This is a genomic window from Pseudomonas sp. B5(2017) (genome assembly GCF_002112825.1).
GTDB lineage: Bacteria > Pseudomonadota > Gammaproteobacteria > Pseudomonadales > Pseudomonadaceae > Aquipseudomonas > Aquipseudomonas putida_Z.
Genome location: NZ_NEIR01000016.1, coordinates 143,412 through 160,947 on the forward strand (window position 1 = coordinate 143,412; position 17,536 = coordinate 160,947).

The window sequence follows — 17,536 nt, forward strand, 5'->3', positions numbered from 1 at the left end:
TTGCGCTATAGTTGCTGCCCTCACGTACACGCTGCCAAAGAGTTCTACTCCATGTTCAACAAAGGATTGTTGCTGGCCTGCGCGCTGGCCTTGCTCAGTGCCTGTGACTCTTCGACGCCGGACAAGCCGGCGCCATCCGAAAAGCCGGCGGCCACAGCGCCCGCCGCCACCCCGGCACCCCAACGCGAAGACCCGGCCGTACTCGCCAAACGCTACGAGGGCCGCGAGCTGACGGTGCTGGATGTTTCCGAAGTGCAGCTCGATGGCGCCGCGACGCTGTCGATCAGCTTCTCCGCGCCGCTGGATGCCAAGCAGGACTTCGCCAGCAAAGTGCACCTGGTCGACACCGTCAAAGGCAAGCTCGACGGCGCCTGGGAGCTCTCCGACAACCAGATGGAGCTGCGCCTGCGCCACCTGGAGCCGCAGCGCAAGCTGGTGCTGACCGTCGACAAGGGCCTGCTGGCGGTCAATGGCAAGCAACTGGACAGCGAGTCGATCAGCCGCCTGGAAACCCGCGACATGCAGCCGACCATCGGCTTCGCCAGCCGCGGTTCGCTGCTGCCCACGCGCCTGGCCGAGGGCCTGCCGGTGATCGCCCTCAACGTCGACAAGGTCGATGTCGAGTTCTTCCGCGTGAAGCCGGACATGCTCTCGACCTTCCTGGTCAACTGGGGGCGCAACAGCAGCCTTTACTACTACCAGTCCAAGGAAACCCTGGACATGGCCGAACTGGTCTACAGCGGCCGCTTCGACCTCAACCCCGCACGCAACACCCGCGAGACCGTGCTGCTGCCGATCGCCGGCATCAAGCCGCTGCAGGAGCCAGGCGTGTACCTGGCGGTGATGCGAGCCTCGGGCACCTACGACTACTCGCAACCAGCGACCCTGTTCACCCTCAGCGACATCGGTGTGTCCGCGCATCGCTACCGCGACCGCCTCGATGTGTTCGCCCAGGCCCTGGAAGGTGGCAAGGCGATGAACGGCGTCAACCTGGAAATCCATGACGACAAGGGCAAGCTGCTGGCCCAGGCCAGCACCGATAGCGATGGCCACGCCCAGCTGCCGATCACGCCCAAGGCGGACACCCTGATCGCCACCCAGGGTGTGCACACCACCCTGCTGCGCTTGAGCAGCGCGGCGCTGGACCTGGCCGAGTTCGACATCACCGGCCCGCAGGCCAACCCGCTGCAGTTTTTCATCTTTGGCCCGCGTGACCTGTATCGCCCCGGTGAAACGGTGTTGCTCAACGGCCTGCTGCGCGACCAGGACGGCAAGCCGGTCAAGGCGCAGCCAGTGAGCGTGGAAGTGCGTCGCCCGGATGAGCAGGTCAGCCGCAAGTTCGTCTGGGAAGCCGACGGCAATGGCCTGTACCAGTACCAGCTGCAGCTGGCCAGCGAGGCCCCGACCGGCCGCTGGCAACTGCTGCTCGACCTGGGCGGCGGGCGCAAGCAGGTGTATGAATTCCTCGTCGAAGACTTCCTGCCCGAGCGCCTGGCGCTGGAACTCAAGGGCAGCAGCAAACCGTTGTCTCCGGATCAGGATGCGCGCATCCATGTAAATGGCCGTTACCTCTACGGCGCCCCGGCTGCCGGCAACCGCCTGAGCGGCCAGGCCTATGTTCGCCCTCTGCGCGAGGCGGTACCGGCGCTGCCTGGCTACCAGTTCGGCTCGGTCACCGAAACCGAGCTGAACCAGGATCTTGAGCTGGACGAAGTCACCCTCGACCAGGCCGGCAAGGCCGTGGTCGATATCGAAAGCCGCTGGGCCGAAGCCCGCTCGCCGCTGCAACTGACCGTGCAGGCCAGCCTGCAGGAGTCCGGTGGCCGGCCGATCACCCGGCGCCTGGAACAACCCATCTGGCCGGCCGAGCGCCTGCCAGGCCTGCGTGGCCTGTTCGACGGCGAGGAAACCGACAGTGACGGGCCGGTGGAGTTCGAGTTCCTGGTGGCCGACCGCAACGGCAAGAAGCTGGCAGCCAACGACCTCAAGGTGCGGCTGGTACGCGAGCGCCGCGACTACTACTGGAACTACTCGCAGAGCGATGGCTGGAGCTACGCCTACAACGAGAAGTTCCTCACCCAGAGCGAAGAGACCGTCAGCGTCAAGGCCGGCTCCACCGCCAAGCTGAGCTTCCAGGTGGAATGGGGCCCGTACCGTGTCGAGGTGGAGGACCCGGAGACGGGCCTTGTGTCCAGCGCGCGCTTCTGGGCTGGCTACCGCGCCCAGGACAACGCCGAAGGCGGCGCGGTGCGACCGGACCAGGTCAAGCTGGCACTGGACAAACCGGCCTACGCCGACGGCGCTACCGCCAAGGTCACCGTCACCCCGCCCGCAGCCGGCAGTGGCTACCTGATGATCGAGTCCAGCGATGGCCCGCTGTGGTGGCAGGAGATCGACGTGCCCGCCGAGGGCAAGACGTTCGACGTGCAGCTGGACAAGCAGTGGGCCCGCCACGACCTGTACATCAGCGCGCTGGTGATCCGCCCGGGTGAGCGCAAGGCCAACGCCACGCCGAAACGCGCGGTGGGCGTGCTGCACCTGCCGCTGAACCGCGCCGAGCGCAAGCTGGCGGTGAGCCTGCAGGCGCCGGAGAAAATGCGCCCGAAACAGCCGCTGACCGTGAAGGTCAAGGCTGCAAATGCCGATGGCAGCGTGCCGAAACAGGTGCATGTGCTGTTGTCGGCGGTGGATGTGGGCATCCTCAACATCACCGACTTCAAGACCCCCGACCCGTTCGCCAGCCTGTTCGGGCGCAAGGCTTACGGTGCTGACCAGCTGGATATCTACGGCCAGTTGATCGAAGCCGGCCAGGGCCGCCTGGCCAGCCTGGCATTTGGTGGCGACGCGGCGATGGCCAAGGGTGGCAAGCGCCCCAACACCACGGTGACCATCGTCGCCCAGCAGAGCCTGCCGGTGACCCTGGACGACAAGGGTGAGGGCCAGGCCACGGTCGATATCCCCGACTTCAATGGCGAACTGCGGCTGATGGCCCAGGCCTGGACCGAGGAACAGTTCGGCATGGCCGAAGGCAAGACCGTGGTCGCCGCGCCGCTGATCGCCGAGCTCTCGGCGCCGCGTTTCCTGGCCGGTGGCGACCGCACCAACCTTGCGCTGGACCTGGCCAACCTGTCGGGCCGTGCCCAGCAGCTGAACGTGGAGATCAGCACCGAAGGGCAGCTGAGCCTGGCGGCCAACGCCGTGCAGAACGTTGCCCTGGCTGAAGGCCAGCGCTCGACGCTGATGATCCCGGTGCAGGCCCAGGGTGGCCTGGGGCAGGGCAAGGTGCATGTGCGGGTCACTGGCCTGCAACTGCCGAACGAGCCGACCGGCGCGTTCGAGCGCGAGTGGACGCTGGGCGTGCGCCCGGCCTACCCGGCGATGCTCAAGCACTACCGCGTGGCCTTGAAGGACCAGCCATGGACCCTGCCTGAAGCAGACCTGGCCGCCTTCGAACCCGCCGGGCTTGAAGCCAGCCTGGCCTTGTCAAGCCGGCCACCGCTGAACCTGGCCGAGCAGATCCGTGCCCTCGAAGCCTACCCCTACGGTTGTCTGGAGCAGACCACCAGCGGCCTCTACCCGTCGCTGTATGCCGATGCCGACAGCCTCAAGCGCCTGGGTATCAAGGGCGAGCCTGCCGATGTGCGCAAGCGCAAGATCGAGATGGGTATCGAGCACCTGCTGGGCATGCAGCGCTACAACGGCAGCTTCGGCCTGTGGAGCTCGGACAGCGAAGAAGAATACTGGCTGACCGCCTATGTCACCGACTTCCTGCTGCGCGCCCGTGACCAAGGCTATGGTGTGCCGGCCGAAGCGCTGAAGAAGGCCAGCGAGCGCCTGCTGCGTTACCTGCAGGAGCGCAACCTGATCGAAGTCGACTACAGCGAGAACGCCGAACACACCCGCTTCGCCGTGCAGGCCTATGCGGCATTGGTGCTGTCGCGCAGCCAGCAGGCGCCGCTGGGTGCCCTGCGTGGCCTGTTCGAACGCCGCGCCGATGCCCGCTCCGGCCTGCCACTGGTGCAACTGGCGGTGGCGCTGGACAAGATGGGCGACAAGCCGCGTGCCGAGCAGGCCCTGCAGGCGGGCCTGGGCATCAGCCGCGGTAAAGGCTGGATGGCCGACTATGGTAGCGCCCTGCGCGACCAGGCACTGATCCTGGCGCTGCTGCAGGAAAGCAACCTGGCCAGCCGCCAGGTCGACCAGCGCCTGTTCGCCCTGTCGGATGAACTGGCGGCCAACCGCTGGCTGTCGACCCAGGAGCGCAATGCGCTGTTCCTGGCCGGCCGTGGCCTGCTGGGCAAGCCGGAAGGCCAGTGGCAGGCGCGCCTGGACAGCGCGGGCGAAGTGCGCGAGTTCAACAATGCCGAGGCCGGCATGAAGCTAGAAGGCCCGTTGCTGGCGTCGCCATTGAGTGTGCAGAACCAAGGTAGCGAAACGCTGTACCAGCAACTGACCTTGTCGGGTTACCCACGCCAGGCGCCTGCGGCCGGTGGCAACGGCATGCAGATCCGCCGTGAGTACCTGGGCATGAATGGCCAGCCGTTGGACCTGCACAACCTGCGCAGCGGCGACCTGGTGCTGGTGCACCTGGCGCTCAAGGCTGAAGACCGGGTGCCGGATGCGCTGGTGGTGGACTTGCTGCCGGCAGGCCTGGAACTGGAGAACCAGAACCTGGCGCAGAGTGCCGCCAGCCTGGACAACGCCAGCAGTGCGGTGAAGGAATGGCGCGAGTCGATGCAGAACGCCAGCGTGGTGCACCAGGAGTATCGCGATGACCGTTACGTCGCTGCGCTCAAGCTGGACAGCTACGGCACCACCCACCTGCTGTACCTGGCTCGGGCAGTGACCCCGGGCACCTACCGCGTGCCGCCGCCGCAGGTCGAATCGATGTACCGGCCAAACCTGCAGGCCGTGGGGGATGGGCAAGGGGAGATGACCGTAAAAGCCCGCTAAGCACCTGCCTTGCGCGCACTATGTGGGAGCGGCCTTGTGTCGCGAAAGGGCCGCAAAGCGGCCCCGGCATTTCAAGCGGCGGAGCTGAGATCCTGGGGCTGCTCCGCAGCCCTTTCGCGACACAAGGCCGCTCCCACAGGTCTGCGCCGGGCAGTTCAATGTCAGTGAATCACCCAGCTCATCACCCACAACCCCAGCAGCAGCCAGATGATCCCGAGGATGATCGAGGCGCGCATGAACGCGCGGATTGCCGAGTACAGCAGCACCAGCCCGATGATCAGGGCGAGGATGCTGAGCAGCGAGGTTTCCATGCCCAAGGTGCGCGCCAGGCCATCGATGAAATTGCCTCCGGCACTGGCCAGCAGGTTGAACAGCCCGCTCAATGCGTCGACGATGAAGCGGATCAACGACCCCAGCGCCTGGCCCAGCCACTCGAAAAAACCTTCTACATGCATAGTTGCTTCCTGATGAACGAATCGGCGATGTTGCCGTTCCCAAGCCTTTGGCCATCACCTGGCCAGGTCGGTTCCCGATGCCAAGCTTAACGCGGCCGCGTACCCGTGCGGGCAGGCTATTGCGCGCCACGGTGATCGGCATGCTGGTGCTGTTCGGCCTGTTGTGGCTGGCCGACCGCCTCTGGCCGCTGCCCATGCCCGGCGACGACCTGGCCCGCGTGGTGCTGGCCGAGGACGGCACGCCGTTGTGGCGCTTTGCCGATGCCGATGGCGTGTGGCGCTACCCGGTCAGCCCCGACGAGGTTTCGCCGCTGTATCTGCAGGCGCTGCTGACCTACGAGGACCGCTGGTTCTACAGCCACCCCGGGGTCAACCCGTTGGCCCTGGCCCGCGCTGCCTGGCTGAACCTGCGTGGCGGGCGTGTGGTGTCGGGCGGCAGCACGCTGTCGATGCAGGTCGCGCGCCTGCTCGACCCGCATGAACGCACCCTGGCCGGCAAACTGCGCCAGCTGTGGCGCACGGCGCAGCTGGAATGGCATTTGTCCAAGCGCGAAATCCTGCAGATCTACCTGGACCGCGCGCCTTTCGGCGGCACCCTGCAGGGCGTGGCGGCCGCCAGTTGGGCATACCTGGGCAAGTCGCCCATGCACCTGACCCCGGCCGAAGCGGCGCTGCTGGCCGTGCTGCCCCAGGCGCCCAGCCGCCTGCGCCCGGACCGTCACCCCGAGCGTGCCCAGCGCGCCCGGGACAAGGTGCTGCAACGCCTGGCCGAATACCAGGTGTGGCCGGCCCAGCAAATCCGTGAGGCAGGTGAAGAACCGCTGGTGCTGGCGCCACGTCAGGAACCGGCCCTGGCGCCGCTGCTGGCCCGGCGCCTGAACAGCGCCGACAGCCCGCCGCTGATCCGCACCACGCTCGACGCCGTGCTGCAGCGTCGCCTCGAAGACCTGCTGCTGGGCTGGCGCGCACGGCTGCCGGAGCGCACCTCCGCCGCCATCCTGGTGGTCGATGCGCAGACCATGGCGGTGCGTGCCTACCTGGGCTCCATCGACCTGGCCGACGAGCGCCGCTTCGGGCATGTCGACATGGTGCGTTCGTTGCGCTCGCCGGGCTCCACTCTCAAGCCGTTCCTCTACGGCATGGCGCTGGATGACGGCCTGATCCATTCCGAGTCGTTGCTGCAGGATGTGCCGCGACGCTATGGCGACTATCGCCCCGGCAACTTCTCCATGGGTTTCAGCGGGCCGGTGTCGGCCAGTTCGGCGCTGGCGCTGTCGCTCAACCTGCCGGCGGTGCAGCTGCTGGAGGCCTACGGCCCGAAACGCTTTGCCGCGCAACTGCGCATGGCGGGCATGCCGCTGATACTGCCGCCCCTGGCCGAGCCCAACCTGTCGTTGATCCTGGGTGGGGCGGGCAGCCGCCTGGAGGACCTGGTGGGTGGCTACGCGGCTTTGGCGCGGGGTGGCAACAGTGCGCGGGTGCGCCTGCAACCGCAGGATCCGTTGCTGGAACGGCGCCTGCTGTCACCAGGGGCTGCGTGGATCATCCGGCGTATCCTCAGCGGCCAGGCGCGCCCCGACCGCGACCCGCATGCCGAGCTGGTACAACGCCCGCAACTGGCCTGGAAAACCGGCACCAGCTACGGCTTTCGCGATGCCTGGTCGATCGGCGTGGGCCCGCGCTACCTGATCGGCGTATGGATCGGCCGCCCCGACGGCACACCGGTACCCGGCCAATTCGGGCTGGCTTCGGCGGCGCCGCTGATGCTGCAGGTGCACGACCTGCTGAGCAACCGTGACAGCCAGCGTGGCATCGGTGTGCCGGTGGAGCGGGTGCCGGCCAATGTCGGCGTGGCGGCGATCTGTTGGCCGCTGGGCCAGCCTATGAACAAACAGGACCGCAACTGCCGGCGTCAGCGTTTCGCCTGGACCCTGGACGGCACTACGCCGCCAACCCTGCAGGCCGCTGACCAGCCACTCGGCCTGGGCCTGCGCGAAAGCGTATGGGTCAACGACCAGGGGCTGCGCGTCGATGGCAGTTGCCCGGGCGCCAAGGCCCGCGATATCGCCCTATGGCCCGCCCCGCTGGAGCCTTGGCTGCCACGTGTGGAGCGGCGTGCGGCGCGCCTGCCGGCCATCGACCCGGCCTGCCCGCCGCAGGTGCCGGCCAGCGCGCCACCGCTTTCGATCGTGGGCGTGCGCCCGGGCGACAACCTGCGCCGCCCGGCCACCAGCAGCGAGCCGTTGCAACTGTATGTGTCGGCGCTGGGCGGCGGCGGGCGGCGCTGGTGGTTCCTCAACGGCCAGCCATTGGGCGAAACCCAGGGGCAGGACAGCCTGCTGGTGCGCTTCCAACAGGTAGGCCAGGCGGAAATCAGCGCGCTGGATGAAAGCGGCGAGACGGCGCGCGTGGCGTTCCAGGTCAGCGAGTAGCCGTTCGACGAGGGCCGAGGCAGCACCTACGCTTGCAAGTAACGGGTGTGACCGGCTGACGCCCCTGATGCCTGTCAGTCAAGCAATTTGGGGCCGCTTTGCGGCCCTTCGCGGGCACGCCCGCTCCCACAGTTCAGGAAATGCGCGATCTCTGTGGGAGCGGGCGCGCCCGCGAAGGGCTGCAACGCAGCCCCTGGGAACATGGAGCGCCCTATGCGTCCTCTGGCCGTGCCCCTGTTGTTGCTGCCTTGGGCGCTTGCGGCCCATGCCGAACCTTTGCCGGGTTTTCTCGACAGCCATGAGTACGAACGTCGCCTGCTCGGCGCCAACCTGCCAATAGACGCCTACCGCCCGGTCAGCGCTCACCTGCAGCTGGCCGGGGTGGAGGGTGACAGCCCCGCGTGGGCGCCTGCGAATACCCCGCTGGTGCTGCATAAAGTGCGCTTCGAAGGCGGCACGGTGTTCCCCTTGAGCGACCTGCGCGAACACTACCAACCGCTGATCGGGCGCCAGACCACGTTGGGCGAGCTGCAGCAGTACACCGCGCGCCTGACCCAGCGCTATCGGCAGGAAGGCTACCTGTTGTCATACGCCTACCTGCCGCCGCAGGAGGTGGCCGATGGCCGGGTCAATGTGGTGCTGGTCGAAGGCTATATCCGTGATTACCGCGTGGACGGCGATATCGGCCCGGCCGGCGCCTATCTGCACCAACTGCTGGAGCGGCTTGCAACCGAGCGCCCGCTGACCCGGGAAACGCTGGAGCGCTACCTGGGCCTGGCCGAGCGCCTGCCGGGGGTGACGATAGATCCGCAGCTGGCCGTGGCGCAAACCGCTGATGGTGCTGCGCAGTTGACCGTGCATGCGCAGCGCAAGCCGTTCAGCGCTGCGGTTACCGTTGCTGATGGCAACCGCGACGATGCACAGGCGCTGATGACGGCAACCAGCCACGCCCAGACTCGCTTTGCCGAACAGATCGAGGCCAGCCTGTTGCTGCCGCCGGGGGATGACCAGGTGCATTACCAGCGCCTGGCCTACAGCCAGTACCTGGACGCGGGCGGCAGCCAGCTGCTGCTGTCGGCTTCGCGCTACCGCAGCGAGCCCGGCACGCGGATTCGTCTGGACGATGGCCGTGACATCACCCGCAAGCGCGACAGCGATCGCTATGCGATCGGCCTGCGCCAGCCGGTGATCGTCAGGCCCGATGAATGGATGGTGGTGCAGGGGCAGGTGTATTCGCTCAGTGAGCACTTCGAGGACCGGGTGGATGGGTTGCCATCGGCACGGGACTACGACACCTACGTGCGTGCGCTGTCATTCGAGGGCGACTGGCGCAAGGTGGAAGAGGGCCGTTTGCGTATCGTCAGCGCCGGGGTCTATCAGGGCCTGGATTACCTGGGGGCGCGCAGCGATGCCGACTACGATCTGGATTTTCTGCGGTTGCGGCTTTCCGGTTTGCAGAGCGACAGGCTGCTCGGTAACTGGCAGGGGGTGGTGTCCGGGGCGCTGTACTGGAGTGATGACCGCTTGCCCGACAGCGAGCGTGCGGGGTTTGGCGGGCAGAGTTTCGGCCGTGGCTACCCGCGCGACCAGGCGGACGGGGACAAGGGCTGGGGTGTGGCTTACGAGGTGAATTACAGCATGCACGCCAACTGGCTGGCGTTGGTGCAGCCCTATGTGGTGTTGGATACGGCGCAGGCCTGGCATAACCGGGGGCCTGTGGAGGATGCCCACCTGGCTTCGACGGCGCTTGGTGTGCGGTTGGGCGATGGGCGCTTGTTCAATGTGGCGCTGGAGCTGGCCAAGCCTTTGGCGGATGTGGCCTTGGACAGCCTGGACCGTGGGCCTCGGCTGACTTTGACGCTTGGCGTTCAAATGTAAGGGGGCGCTGTGGGAGCGGGCGCGCCCGCGAAGAATCCAACGCGGTGCATGGCACCGGCTGCGCCGGTGTTCGCGGGCGCGCCCGCTCCCACAGGTGTCGCGATGTGCTGTAACGCAGCCGCCAAAATCTTGAAGCTACCTGCTTAGTGGGTAGTAAACCGCTGATGCACCGGCGACGAACTGGGTGTCAGTGCCAGGGCCAGCTGGGTGCGGTTGTGCATGTGGGTCAGGCGCAGCACCTGCGACACATACAGCTTCACGGTGTTCTCGGTAATGCCTAGCTCACAGGCGATCTGGTAGTTGGTCTTGCCCTTGCTCACCAGGCGGGCCACCTCCAGTTGGCGTGGCGACAGCTTCTCGAACGCCGCTGGCAGCTCGCTTTCGCTTTCTTCCACATCCGTGGCACGCCGATGAGTACCTTGGCCCCGTGCCTTTTCCAAATCCTGGTAAAGCTCGTCAATCGACTCGGCCAGATCCTGCAGACGTTGATTCAATCCGCCAAGGTCGCGGAAGTTGCGCTGGCGTTCCAGCAACGCCTCTTCCTGCCGACGAATGCCTTCCAGCAGTTCATCGAGATCCACCGGCTTCTGGTAGTAATCGGCAAAGCCTTCGCGCAGCGCGCGGATCACGTCCTGTTTCTCGGCACGCCCGGTCAACATGATGGCTTCGAACATGCGCTGGCTGCCGTCGAACTGCTTCAGGGTGCGCATCAGTTCAACGCCATCCCGTCCCGGCATGTGCAGGTCGCAGATAAGCAGACCGATGGCTGGGTCTGCCATATAGCGCTCGATGGCTTCGTCAGCAGAATGGGCCGGTACGCAAACATAGCCCTTGGTTTCGAGGAATTCACAGAGTTGTTCGACAATGACCGGTTGGTCATCCACCACCAAAACCTTCAACTCACTCACTTGTCTGGACACGATCCACTCCCTGTTCGTATACGGCCCTGCTCCCGGGCCAGACGCTCTGGCAGTTTAAAAATAGTCGCACCAAGCGAATATGTACAAGTTTTGTACAAGGTGTCGGACCACAGGCTGGCTCATTGGACCCATACCGCTGTCAACAGAAAGCCGGCCAGCACATAGGGGACGAACGCCTGCTTGTCACCCATTTCTTCGGTCAGGGCCTGCAAACGCTTTTTCACCTTTGGGTTGAGCAAGGTCCACAGGCGCCGGCGGGTGAGCAGCCACAGCAGCACGCTGACACCGGCGCCGATGAAGGTGCCAAGCACGTATTGCGGGCTGGTGGCCAGGGCCAGTGCGCCCATCAGCTTGACGTCATCGGCGCCGAAACGGCCGAGCATGTAGCCGGGCAGGGTCAGCAGCATGACGATGGCCAGCGCCCAGCCTGCATCGCTGGCATCGGCGCCGATCCAGCTATGACCGGTGGCGAACAGCCAGGCCAGGGCGCAGGTAGCGACGCCAAGGGTGAGCATGTTGGATATCTGGCGTTGACGCACGTCCTGTTCGGAGCACAAGGCAAGCCACAGCAGGAGAACAATGCTTTGCATTGGCAGGTCGCCCTTTCCCAAATGTTGAACACATCTACCCGGTCAGTCAGGTTTCCTTAAGTGAAGATAGACGGGAACCTGCGGGGAGTGGAGCGGGAGAGGGAAAAAGGCGTGGCCGGGATGGATTTTGTCGCTGTTGAAACAGGCCTCGCAGGCGACCCTTGTGGGAGCGGGTTCACCCGCGAACACCGGCAAAGCCGGTGCCATGCACCGCGTTGTTTTCTTCGCGGGTAAACCCGCTCCCACAGGGGCTGCGGCGCCTGCATAACCGCGTTCGGTGTTACTTCCTGCTCCCCGGCGGGTAGTTGGCCAACACCTTGGTCACGGTGTTCTGGATCGCGCTGTTGCGTTCCTCGGGGCTTGGCGGGTAGTTGTTCATGATCTGCTCGGCACTGCCGCGCCACACCAACTTGCTGTCACGCCCATCGAAGAGGTCGATCTGGATGGTGGCGACCTTGTAGTCGACGCTGCGGGTTTCGTTGTACATCGGCCCACCCCAGTAGCCGCCCCAGTAGCCCCCCCAGCCACCGCCGTAGTTGGTGGTGATCTGTTGCTGGCGCTGCTCGACGATCAGGTACGCGCGCACTGTCAGGTCTGGCCGCGCGCCACTTTGCACCGGGCGCAGGCCGCGCTGGTCGAGTTGGTTTGCGACTGCCTGGCGAATGCGCTGCTCGGTCAGGTCGCTCTTGATTCGTGGGTCGTCCGGGCGGTACTGCAGGCCCGGTTCCTGCCATGCCCAGCTGCGGTAGGCGGCAAAGTCACGGCTGGCATCGAAATCCTGCTGGACGTTATTGCTGGAGCAGGCGGCGAGCAATAACGCGAATGACAGTAGAACGAGACGGCGCAACATGATGGTTCTCCGTTGGATATCAACTGGGAGGATAGCCGTTGAGCGCCTTGTGCACAGAATCGCGCAGGGCGCTTTCGCGTTCACGCGGCGAGTCCTTGTCGCTGCCGCTTTCGGCGCTGGCACTCCATACCGGCTGGCCGCTGCGGGCGTCGTACAGGTCGATACGCACCACCATCACTTGCACCTCGTAGGTGCGCACGATGGGCACGCTGGCATAGCCACCATAGCCATGGCGGTAGCCGCCATAACCGACACCACCGTAGGGGTACGGGCCGTAGTAAGGGTCGTAGGCATCGTAGTCACGTACCTGGCGCAAGCGCTTTTCCAGGCGTATGTCGGCGCTGACCAGCAAGTCGCCGGGGCCGCCCCGGGCGGGGCGCAGGCCATGCTGGTCCAGCGCGCCGCTGACGGCATCGGCCAGTTGCCCCGGGTCGGTATCGACCGAGCCACTGGGCAACTGGCCGTTGCGCCAACTCCAGCTACGGTAGTGCCCGTAATCTCGGGCCGGTGTCGGGTAGGCACTGGCATCGAAGGTGCTGGCCGCCTGGGCAGGCGCCGGTGGTAACGGGCGGCTGCTGGCCACATAAGGGTTGCTGCCCTGGCAGCCAGCCAGGGCAAGCGGCAGCACGGCCAGGCACAACAGACGGTACGGCATGTATTCCTCCCGGCGGGCAGGTCAGCGGGGGCGGCAGACCCAGTGCAGGTAGCGGCCGAGCCCGGCGAAGCTGGGGTGTCGACGGTAGGCCAGTTCCATTTCCAGCAGGTCGAGCAGCTCGGCCTTGCCTTGGAATTCCTTGGGCATGTAGTCGTGGAACACCCGCACGCCACTTTCGCTTTCAACCTGCCACATAGGATCAAGTTGCGCTCTGAGTTCGCGTGGATCAAGCGGTTTTTGCGGGGTCAGGCTCTGCTTTTCACCTTCCAGCCGGTTGCTGCGCAACTTGCGGAAATGGCCCTTGAGCAGGTTGCGATAGACCAGGGCGTCGCGGTTGTAGAAGGCCAGCGACAGCCACCCGGAAGGGGCCGTGAGCTGGTGCAGCACCGGCAGGATGCTTTCGGGCTCGGCCAGCCATTCCAGTACGGCGTGGCATAGCACCAGGTCGTAGGGTTCGGTCAGCTGGCCGAGCAGGTCTTGCCAGGGGGCCTGGATGAAGGTGGCCGGTTGTCCGGCTTCGGCAAAGCGCGCCCGTGCGCCGTCGAGCATGGGCGCGGCGGGTTCGGCCAGGGTCAGCTGGTGGCCGCGCTGGGCCAGCCACAAGGCCATGTGACCCAACCCGGCACCGATGTCGAGGATGCGCAGCGGGCGGTCGGGCAGGGCTTCGGCCAGGTCGGCCTGCAGCACGGCCAGGCGGATGGCGCCCTTGGCGCCGCCGTAGATCTTCTCGGCAAAGCGGGTGGCCAGCTCATCGAAATGACGGTCGTTCATCGGGCGAAGCGCCTCTCGCTGTCGGACAGCTTGGCTCGCACCACCTGGTCCATGTCCAGGCCTAGTTCGCTGCACAGCAGCAACAGGTACAGCACCACATCGCCGATTTCCTGGCCGGCATGGGCCAGCTTGTCGGCGGGCAGCTGGCGCGATTGGTCTTCGCTCAGCCACTGGAAGATTTCCACCAGTTCGGCCATTTCGACGCTGGCGGCCATGGCCAGGTTCTTCGGGCTGTGGAAGCCACGCCAGTCGTTGTTGTCGCGGATCTGGTGCAGGCGTTGGGTGAGTTCTTGCAGGTTCATCGGGGGTCTCCTAATGCTGCATAGCTTCTGCGCAGGCCCGATGCAAAGCAAGCGTATACCGCCAAGACAGGCATGGTCCCTGTAGGAGCGGCCTTGTGTCGCGATGGGGCGCGAAGCCGCCCCAAATTATCAGCTTCGCCGCTGGCATCGCCGGGGCCGCTTTGCGGCCCATCGCGACACAAGGCCGCTCCTACAGAGTTGCCCAGCGCCCGACCATGTGCAGCATCCCTCCATGCCCATCCAGCCGCAGCTCTCCCGCAGCCCCCGCCTCACTGGCACCGAGCACCACCTCCGACGGCAACCGCACCGGTTTGCGGAAATCCACCTCGAAGGCATAGCCACTGTGCGGCAGGTGCCCGCGCAGTGCCGCCAAGGCCATGGCCTTGCTCCACATGCCATGGGCAATGGCCGTGGGGAAGCCGAACAGCCGCGCACTGGTTGCGCTGAGGTGGATCGGGTTGTAGTCCCCGCAGACCTTGGCATAACGCCGGCCGATATCGCTGTCGGCGTACCAGCGGGTCGCCTCTGGCAACGCTTGCGGTTCGTCCTCGGCAGGCTCACCTGCCTCGCTTTCCAGCTTCAGCCCGCGCACCAGCATACGGCTGGTCTCGCGCCAGAGCAGGCCGATGCCGTCTTCGGCTTCGGTGACCAGGTCGAAGGTGCCGCCCTTGGCATGCGCCTCCAGATTTCCTGCATGCACCGCAAAGCGCAGCCCTTCGATCCCGCCCAGTGGGCGCAGCACTTCGATGCGGTTGTGCAGGTGCACCAGGCCGAGCAGCGGGAAGGGGAAGTTTGGCGCGGTCATCAACTGCAACTGCAGCGTGAACGCCATGACATGTGGATAAGTACCCGGCAGGCGGCCATCGTCGGTGAAGTGGCACAACCGTCGATAGGCGGCCAGGTTGCCCGGCTGGACGCGGATGAAGCAGCGCAGGCCGTCGTCCGGCAGCTGGTCGCCGCTGATGCTGCGCTTGCTGGCCGCGCGAAGGTAGAGGCTGGCGCGCGAAGCCGGGCTGTGCAGGTCGTGCCAGTGTCGGCTCATGTTCAGGCCCCCATCAAGGCCTGGCCGCATACCCGCAGCACCTGGCCGTTGACTGCGCCGGAGCCCGGCTGGCTGAGCCAGGCGATGGCTTCGGCGACATCCTGCGGGCGGCCGCCCTGGCCCAGCGAACTCAAGCGTCGCCCGGCCTCGCGCAGGCCCATGGGCATGGCGGCGGTCATGTGAGTTTCGATGAAACCGGGTGCCACGGCATTGATGCTGCCGCCGCGCTCGGCGAGCCGGGGCGCCCACGCCTGGGCCAGGCCGATCAGCCCGGCCTTGCTCGCGGCATAGTTGGCCTGCCCGCGGTTGCCGGCGATGCCGCTGACCGAGGCCAGCAGGGTGATGCGCGCGTTTTCACCCAGGGCGCCGTTGTCGTACAGCGCCTGGGTCAGCACCTGCGGTGCCTTGAGATTGACCGCCAGCACCGCGTCCCAGTATTCCGGGGTCATGTTGGCCAGGGTCTTGTCACGGGTGATACCGGCGTTGTGCACCACGATGTCGATGCCGTCGGGCAGGGCCGCAAGCAGTTGCGTTGCCGCGTCGCCGGCGCAGATGTCCAGGGGCAGCGCCTTGCCGCCCAGGCGTGCGGCCAGGGCGTCGAGGTCCTGGCTGGCTTGCGGCACATCCAGCAGCAGTACGTCGGCACCGTCCCGGGCCAGGGTTTCGGCAATGGCGGCGCCGATGCCGCGCGCGGCACCGGTTACCAGGGCGCGGCGCCCAGCCAGCGGCCGGGTCCAGTCCTCGACCTGGCTGGCGCAGGCATGCAGGCGCAGCACCTGGCCGGAGATGAAGGCGCTTTTGGGCGAGAGGAAGAAGCGCAGGGCGCCTTCCAGCTGGTCTTCCGCGCCGGGGCCGACGTACAGCAACTGCGCGGTCGCACCGTTGCGCAGCTCCTTGGCCAGCGAGCGGCTGAAGCCTTCCAGGGCCCGTTGGGCAATGCTGGCCAGTGGGTCGTCGAGGCTTTCTGGCGCGCGGCCCAGCACCACTACATGGGCGCACGGCGCCAGGCTGCGCAGCAGTGGCTGGAAAAATTCGCGCAACTGCTTCAACGCGTCGCTGTCGGACAGGTGACTGGCATCGAATACCACGGCCTTGATCTTCGGCCCCAGGCCAGCCACCCACGCTTCGGCCTGGAGGTTGTCGGTATTGAAGCTGTAAAGCGTGTCGGTCAGGCGCGGGGCAATGGCTTCGACCTGGCTCGCCAGTGGCCCGCCACCCAGTACCAGGGCACCTTCGACCGGGCGCAGGCGGCCGGCCTGCCAGCGCTCCAGCGGCGCCGGGCGTGGCAGGCCAAGGGCATCCACAAGACGGCGGCCGAGGTTGGAGTTGGCAAAGCCGAGGTAGCGATCGCTCATGAGTGGGTCTCCCGGAAGGCAAGCTTGAAAGTGTGGACCAACTTTGTGGCAAGGTCGTTCGAATGCGGTAAAAACACCTAGGCTGTACGGATCAAATTGTTTCAGGAGGAACAAGCGCATGCGTTCACTTCGCCGGGTCGCGATCCTGGGCGGCAACCGAATTCCCTTCGCCCGCTCCAATGGCGCCTACGCCACGGCCAGCAACCAGGCGATGCTCACCGTCGCCCTCGAAGGGCTGATCGAACGCTACCGCTTGCATGGGTTGCGCATGGGGGAAGTGGTGGCCGGTGCGGTGCTCAAGCACTCGCGTGACATGAACCTGACCCGTGAGTGCGTGCTGGGCTCGCGGCTGTCGCCGCAGACGCCGGCCTACGACATCCAGCAAGCCTGCGGCACCGGGCTGGAGGCGGCACTGCTGGTGGCCAACAAGATTGCCCTGGGGCAGATCGACTGCGGCATTGCCGGCGGCGTGGACACCACCTCCGATGCGCCGATTGCGGTAAACGAAGGCCTGCGCCACATCTTGCTGCAGGCCAACCGCGGCAAAAGCCTGGGCGAGCGGCTAAAGCCATTCCTCAAGCTGCGCCCTCACCACCTGAAACCCGAATTGCCGCGCAACGGCGAGCCGCGCACCGGGTTGTCGATGGGCGAGCATTGCGAACGCATGGCCCAGGCCTGGCGCATTGGCCGTGCCGAACAGGACGAGCTGGCGCTGCTCAGCCACCAGGCGCTGGCTGCCGCGTACGCCGAAGGTTGGCAGGATGACCTGCTGACGCCGTTTCTGTCGTTGACCCGTGATAACAACCTGCGCCCCGACCTGACCCTGGAGCAACTGGCCAGGCTCAAGCCGGCCTTCGATCGCAGCGGGCAGGGCACGCTGACGGCGGGCAATTCCACACCGCTGACCGATGGTGCTTCGCTGGTGTTGCTGGGCAGCGAGGAATGGGCCGAGCAGCAGGGGCTGTCGGTGCTGGCCTATCTGGTCGATGGCGAAACTGCTGCGGTGGACTTCGTCACTGGTCGCGAAGGCTTGCTGATGGCGCCGGTGTATGCGGTGCCGCGGCTGCTGGCGCGCAATGGCCTGACGCTGCAGGACTTTGATTATTACGAGATTCACGAAGCCTTTGCTGCCCAGGTGCTGTGCACGCTCAAGGCCTGGGAAGATGCCGATTATTGCCGTGAGCGGTTGGGGCTGGATGCGCCGCTCGGGGCGATCGACCGTAGCAAGCTCAACGTCAAGGGCAGTTCGCTGGCGGCCGGGCACCCGTTTGCCGCGACCGGGGGGCGGATATTGGCCAACCTGGCCAAGTTGCTGGCGAGGGCGGGGAAGGGG

Annotated in this window: 13 protein-coding genes; 4 read left to right on the plus strand and 9 right to left on the minus strand. The window is 66.1% G+C overall.

Features of this window, described 5'->3' with window-relative positions; genetic code table 11:
• Positions 1–51 precede the first annotated feature (51 nt).
• Complete coding sequence (locus CAG00_RS23055) at positions 52–4,953, plus strand: alpha-2-macroglobulin (RefSeq protein WP_085665415.1); 4,902 nt, start codon at positions 52–54, stop codon at positions 4,951–4,953.
• Between the two features lie 161 nt (positions 4,954–5,114).
• Here CAG00_RS23055 and CAG00_RS23060 read toward each other — a convergent pair whose 3' ends face one another.
• On the minus strand, positions 5,115–5,408 hold the full coding sequence (locus CAG00_RS23060) for a hypothetical protein (protein WP_025337571.1): 294 nt from the start codon (positions 5,406–5,408) through the stop codon (positions 5,115–5,117).
• Positions 5,409–5,485: 77 nt separating this feature from the next.
• On the opposite strand from CAG00_RS23060, the gene pbpC reads away from it, so the two are divergent.
• Entirely contained in the window at positions 5,486–7,840 is a 2,355-nt protein-coding gene (gene pbpC / locus CAG00_RS23065) for a peptidoglycan glycosyltransferase PbpC (protein WP_085665416.1), read from the plus strand.
• Positions 7,841–8,053: 213 nt separating this feature from the next.
• Complete coding sequence (locus tag CAG00_RS23070) at positions 8,054–9,718, plus strand: ShlB/FhaC/HecB family hemolysin secretion/activation protein (protein WP_085665417.1); 1,665 nt, start codon at positions 8,054–8,056, stop codon at positions 9,716–9,718.
• Between the two features lie 143 nt (positions 9,719–9,861).
• Here CAG00_RS23070 and CAG00_RS23075 read toward each other — a convergent pair whose 3' ends face one another.
• The 8 genes from CAG00_RS23075 to CAG00_RS23115 form a co-directional block, all read right to left on the minus strand.
• Positions 9,862–10,638 carry a response regulator transcription factor gene (locus tag CAG00_RS23075; RefSeq protein ID WP_085665418.1) on the minus strand — a complete coding sequence of 259 codons (777 nt, stop codon included), beginning with the start codon at positions 10,636–10,638 and terminating at the stop codon, positions 9,862–9,864.
• Between the two features lie 119 nt (positions 10,639–10,757).
• A complete protein-coding gene (locus CAG00_RS23080) occupies positions 10,758–11,228 on the minus strand; it encodes a prepilin peptidase (RefSeq protein WP_075044498.1) in 471 nt (156 codons plus the stop codon).
• 280 nt (positions 11,229–11,508) lie between these two features.
• The gene (locus tag CAG00_RS23090; RefSeq protein WP_025337576.1) at positions 11,509–12,078 is read right to left on the minus strand and encodes a DUF4136 domain-containing protein; all 570 of its coding nucleotides are present in this window, start codon (positions 12,076–12,078) and stop codon (positions 11,509–11,511) included.
• Between the two features lie 19 nt (positions 12,079–12,097).
• Positions 12,098–12,733, minus strand: a complete 636-nt coding sequence (locus tag CAG00_RS23095) for a DUF4136 domain-containing protein (RefSeq protein ID WP_085617875.1) — start codon at positions 12,731–12,733, stop codon at positions 12,098–12,100.
• Positions 12,734–12,754: 21 nt separating this feature from the next.
• Positions 12,755–13,504: a methyltransferase domain-containing protein gene (locus tag CAG00_RS23100; RefSeq protein WP_015268825.1), complete on the minus strand. Its 750-nt coding sequence runs from the start codon at positions 13,502–13,504 to the stop codon at positions 12,755–12,757.
• On the minus strand, positions 13,501–13,806 hold the full coding sequence (locus CAG00_RS23105) for a MazG-like family protein (RefSeq protein ID WP_085665419.1): 306 nt from the start codon (positions 13,804–13,806) through the stop codon (positions 13,501–13,503). The genes CAG00_RS23100 and CAG00_RS23105 overlap by 4 nt, the downstream gene beginning before the upstream one ends.
• A gap of 190 nt (positions 13,807–13,996) precedes the next feature.
• Positions 13,997–14,848 carry a MaoC/PaaZ C-terminal domain-containing protein gene (locus CAG00_RS23110; RefSeq protein WP_085665425.1) on the minus strand — a complete coding sequence of 284 codons (852 nt, stop codon included), beginning with the start codon at positions 14,846–14,848 and terminating at the stop codon, positions 13,997–13,999.
• A 2-nt stretch (positions 14,849–14,850) separates the two neighbouring features.
• Positions 14,851–16,203 (minus strand): 3-oxoacyl-ACP reductase, encoded by a 1,353-nt coding sequence (locus CAG00_RS23115; RefSeq protein ID WP_025337579.1) that lies wholly within the window; start codon positions 16,201–16,203, stop codon positions 14,851–14,853.
• Positions 16,204–16,321: 118 nt separating this feature from the next.
• Between CAG00_RS23115 and CAG00_RS23120 the strand changes: the two genes are divergently transcribed.
• On the plus strand, positions 16,322–17,536 hold a 1,215-nt coding region (locus tag CAG00_RS23120), incomplete at its 3' end, for an acetyl-CoA C-acetyltransferase (RefSeq protein WP_085665420.1).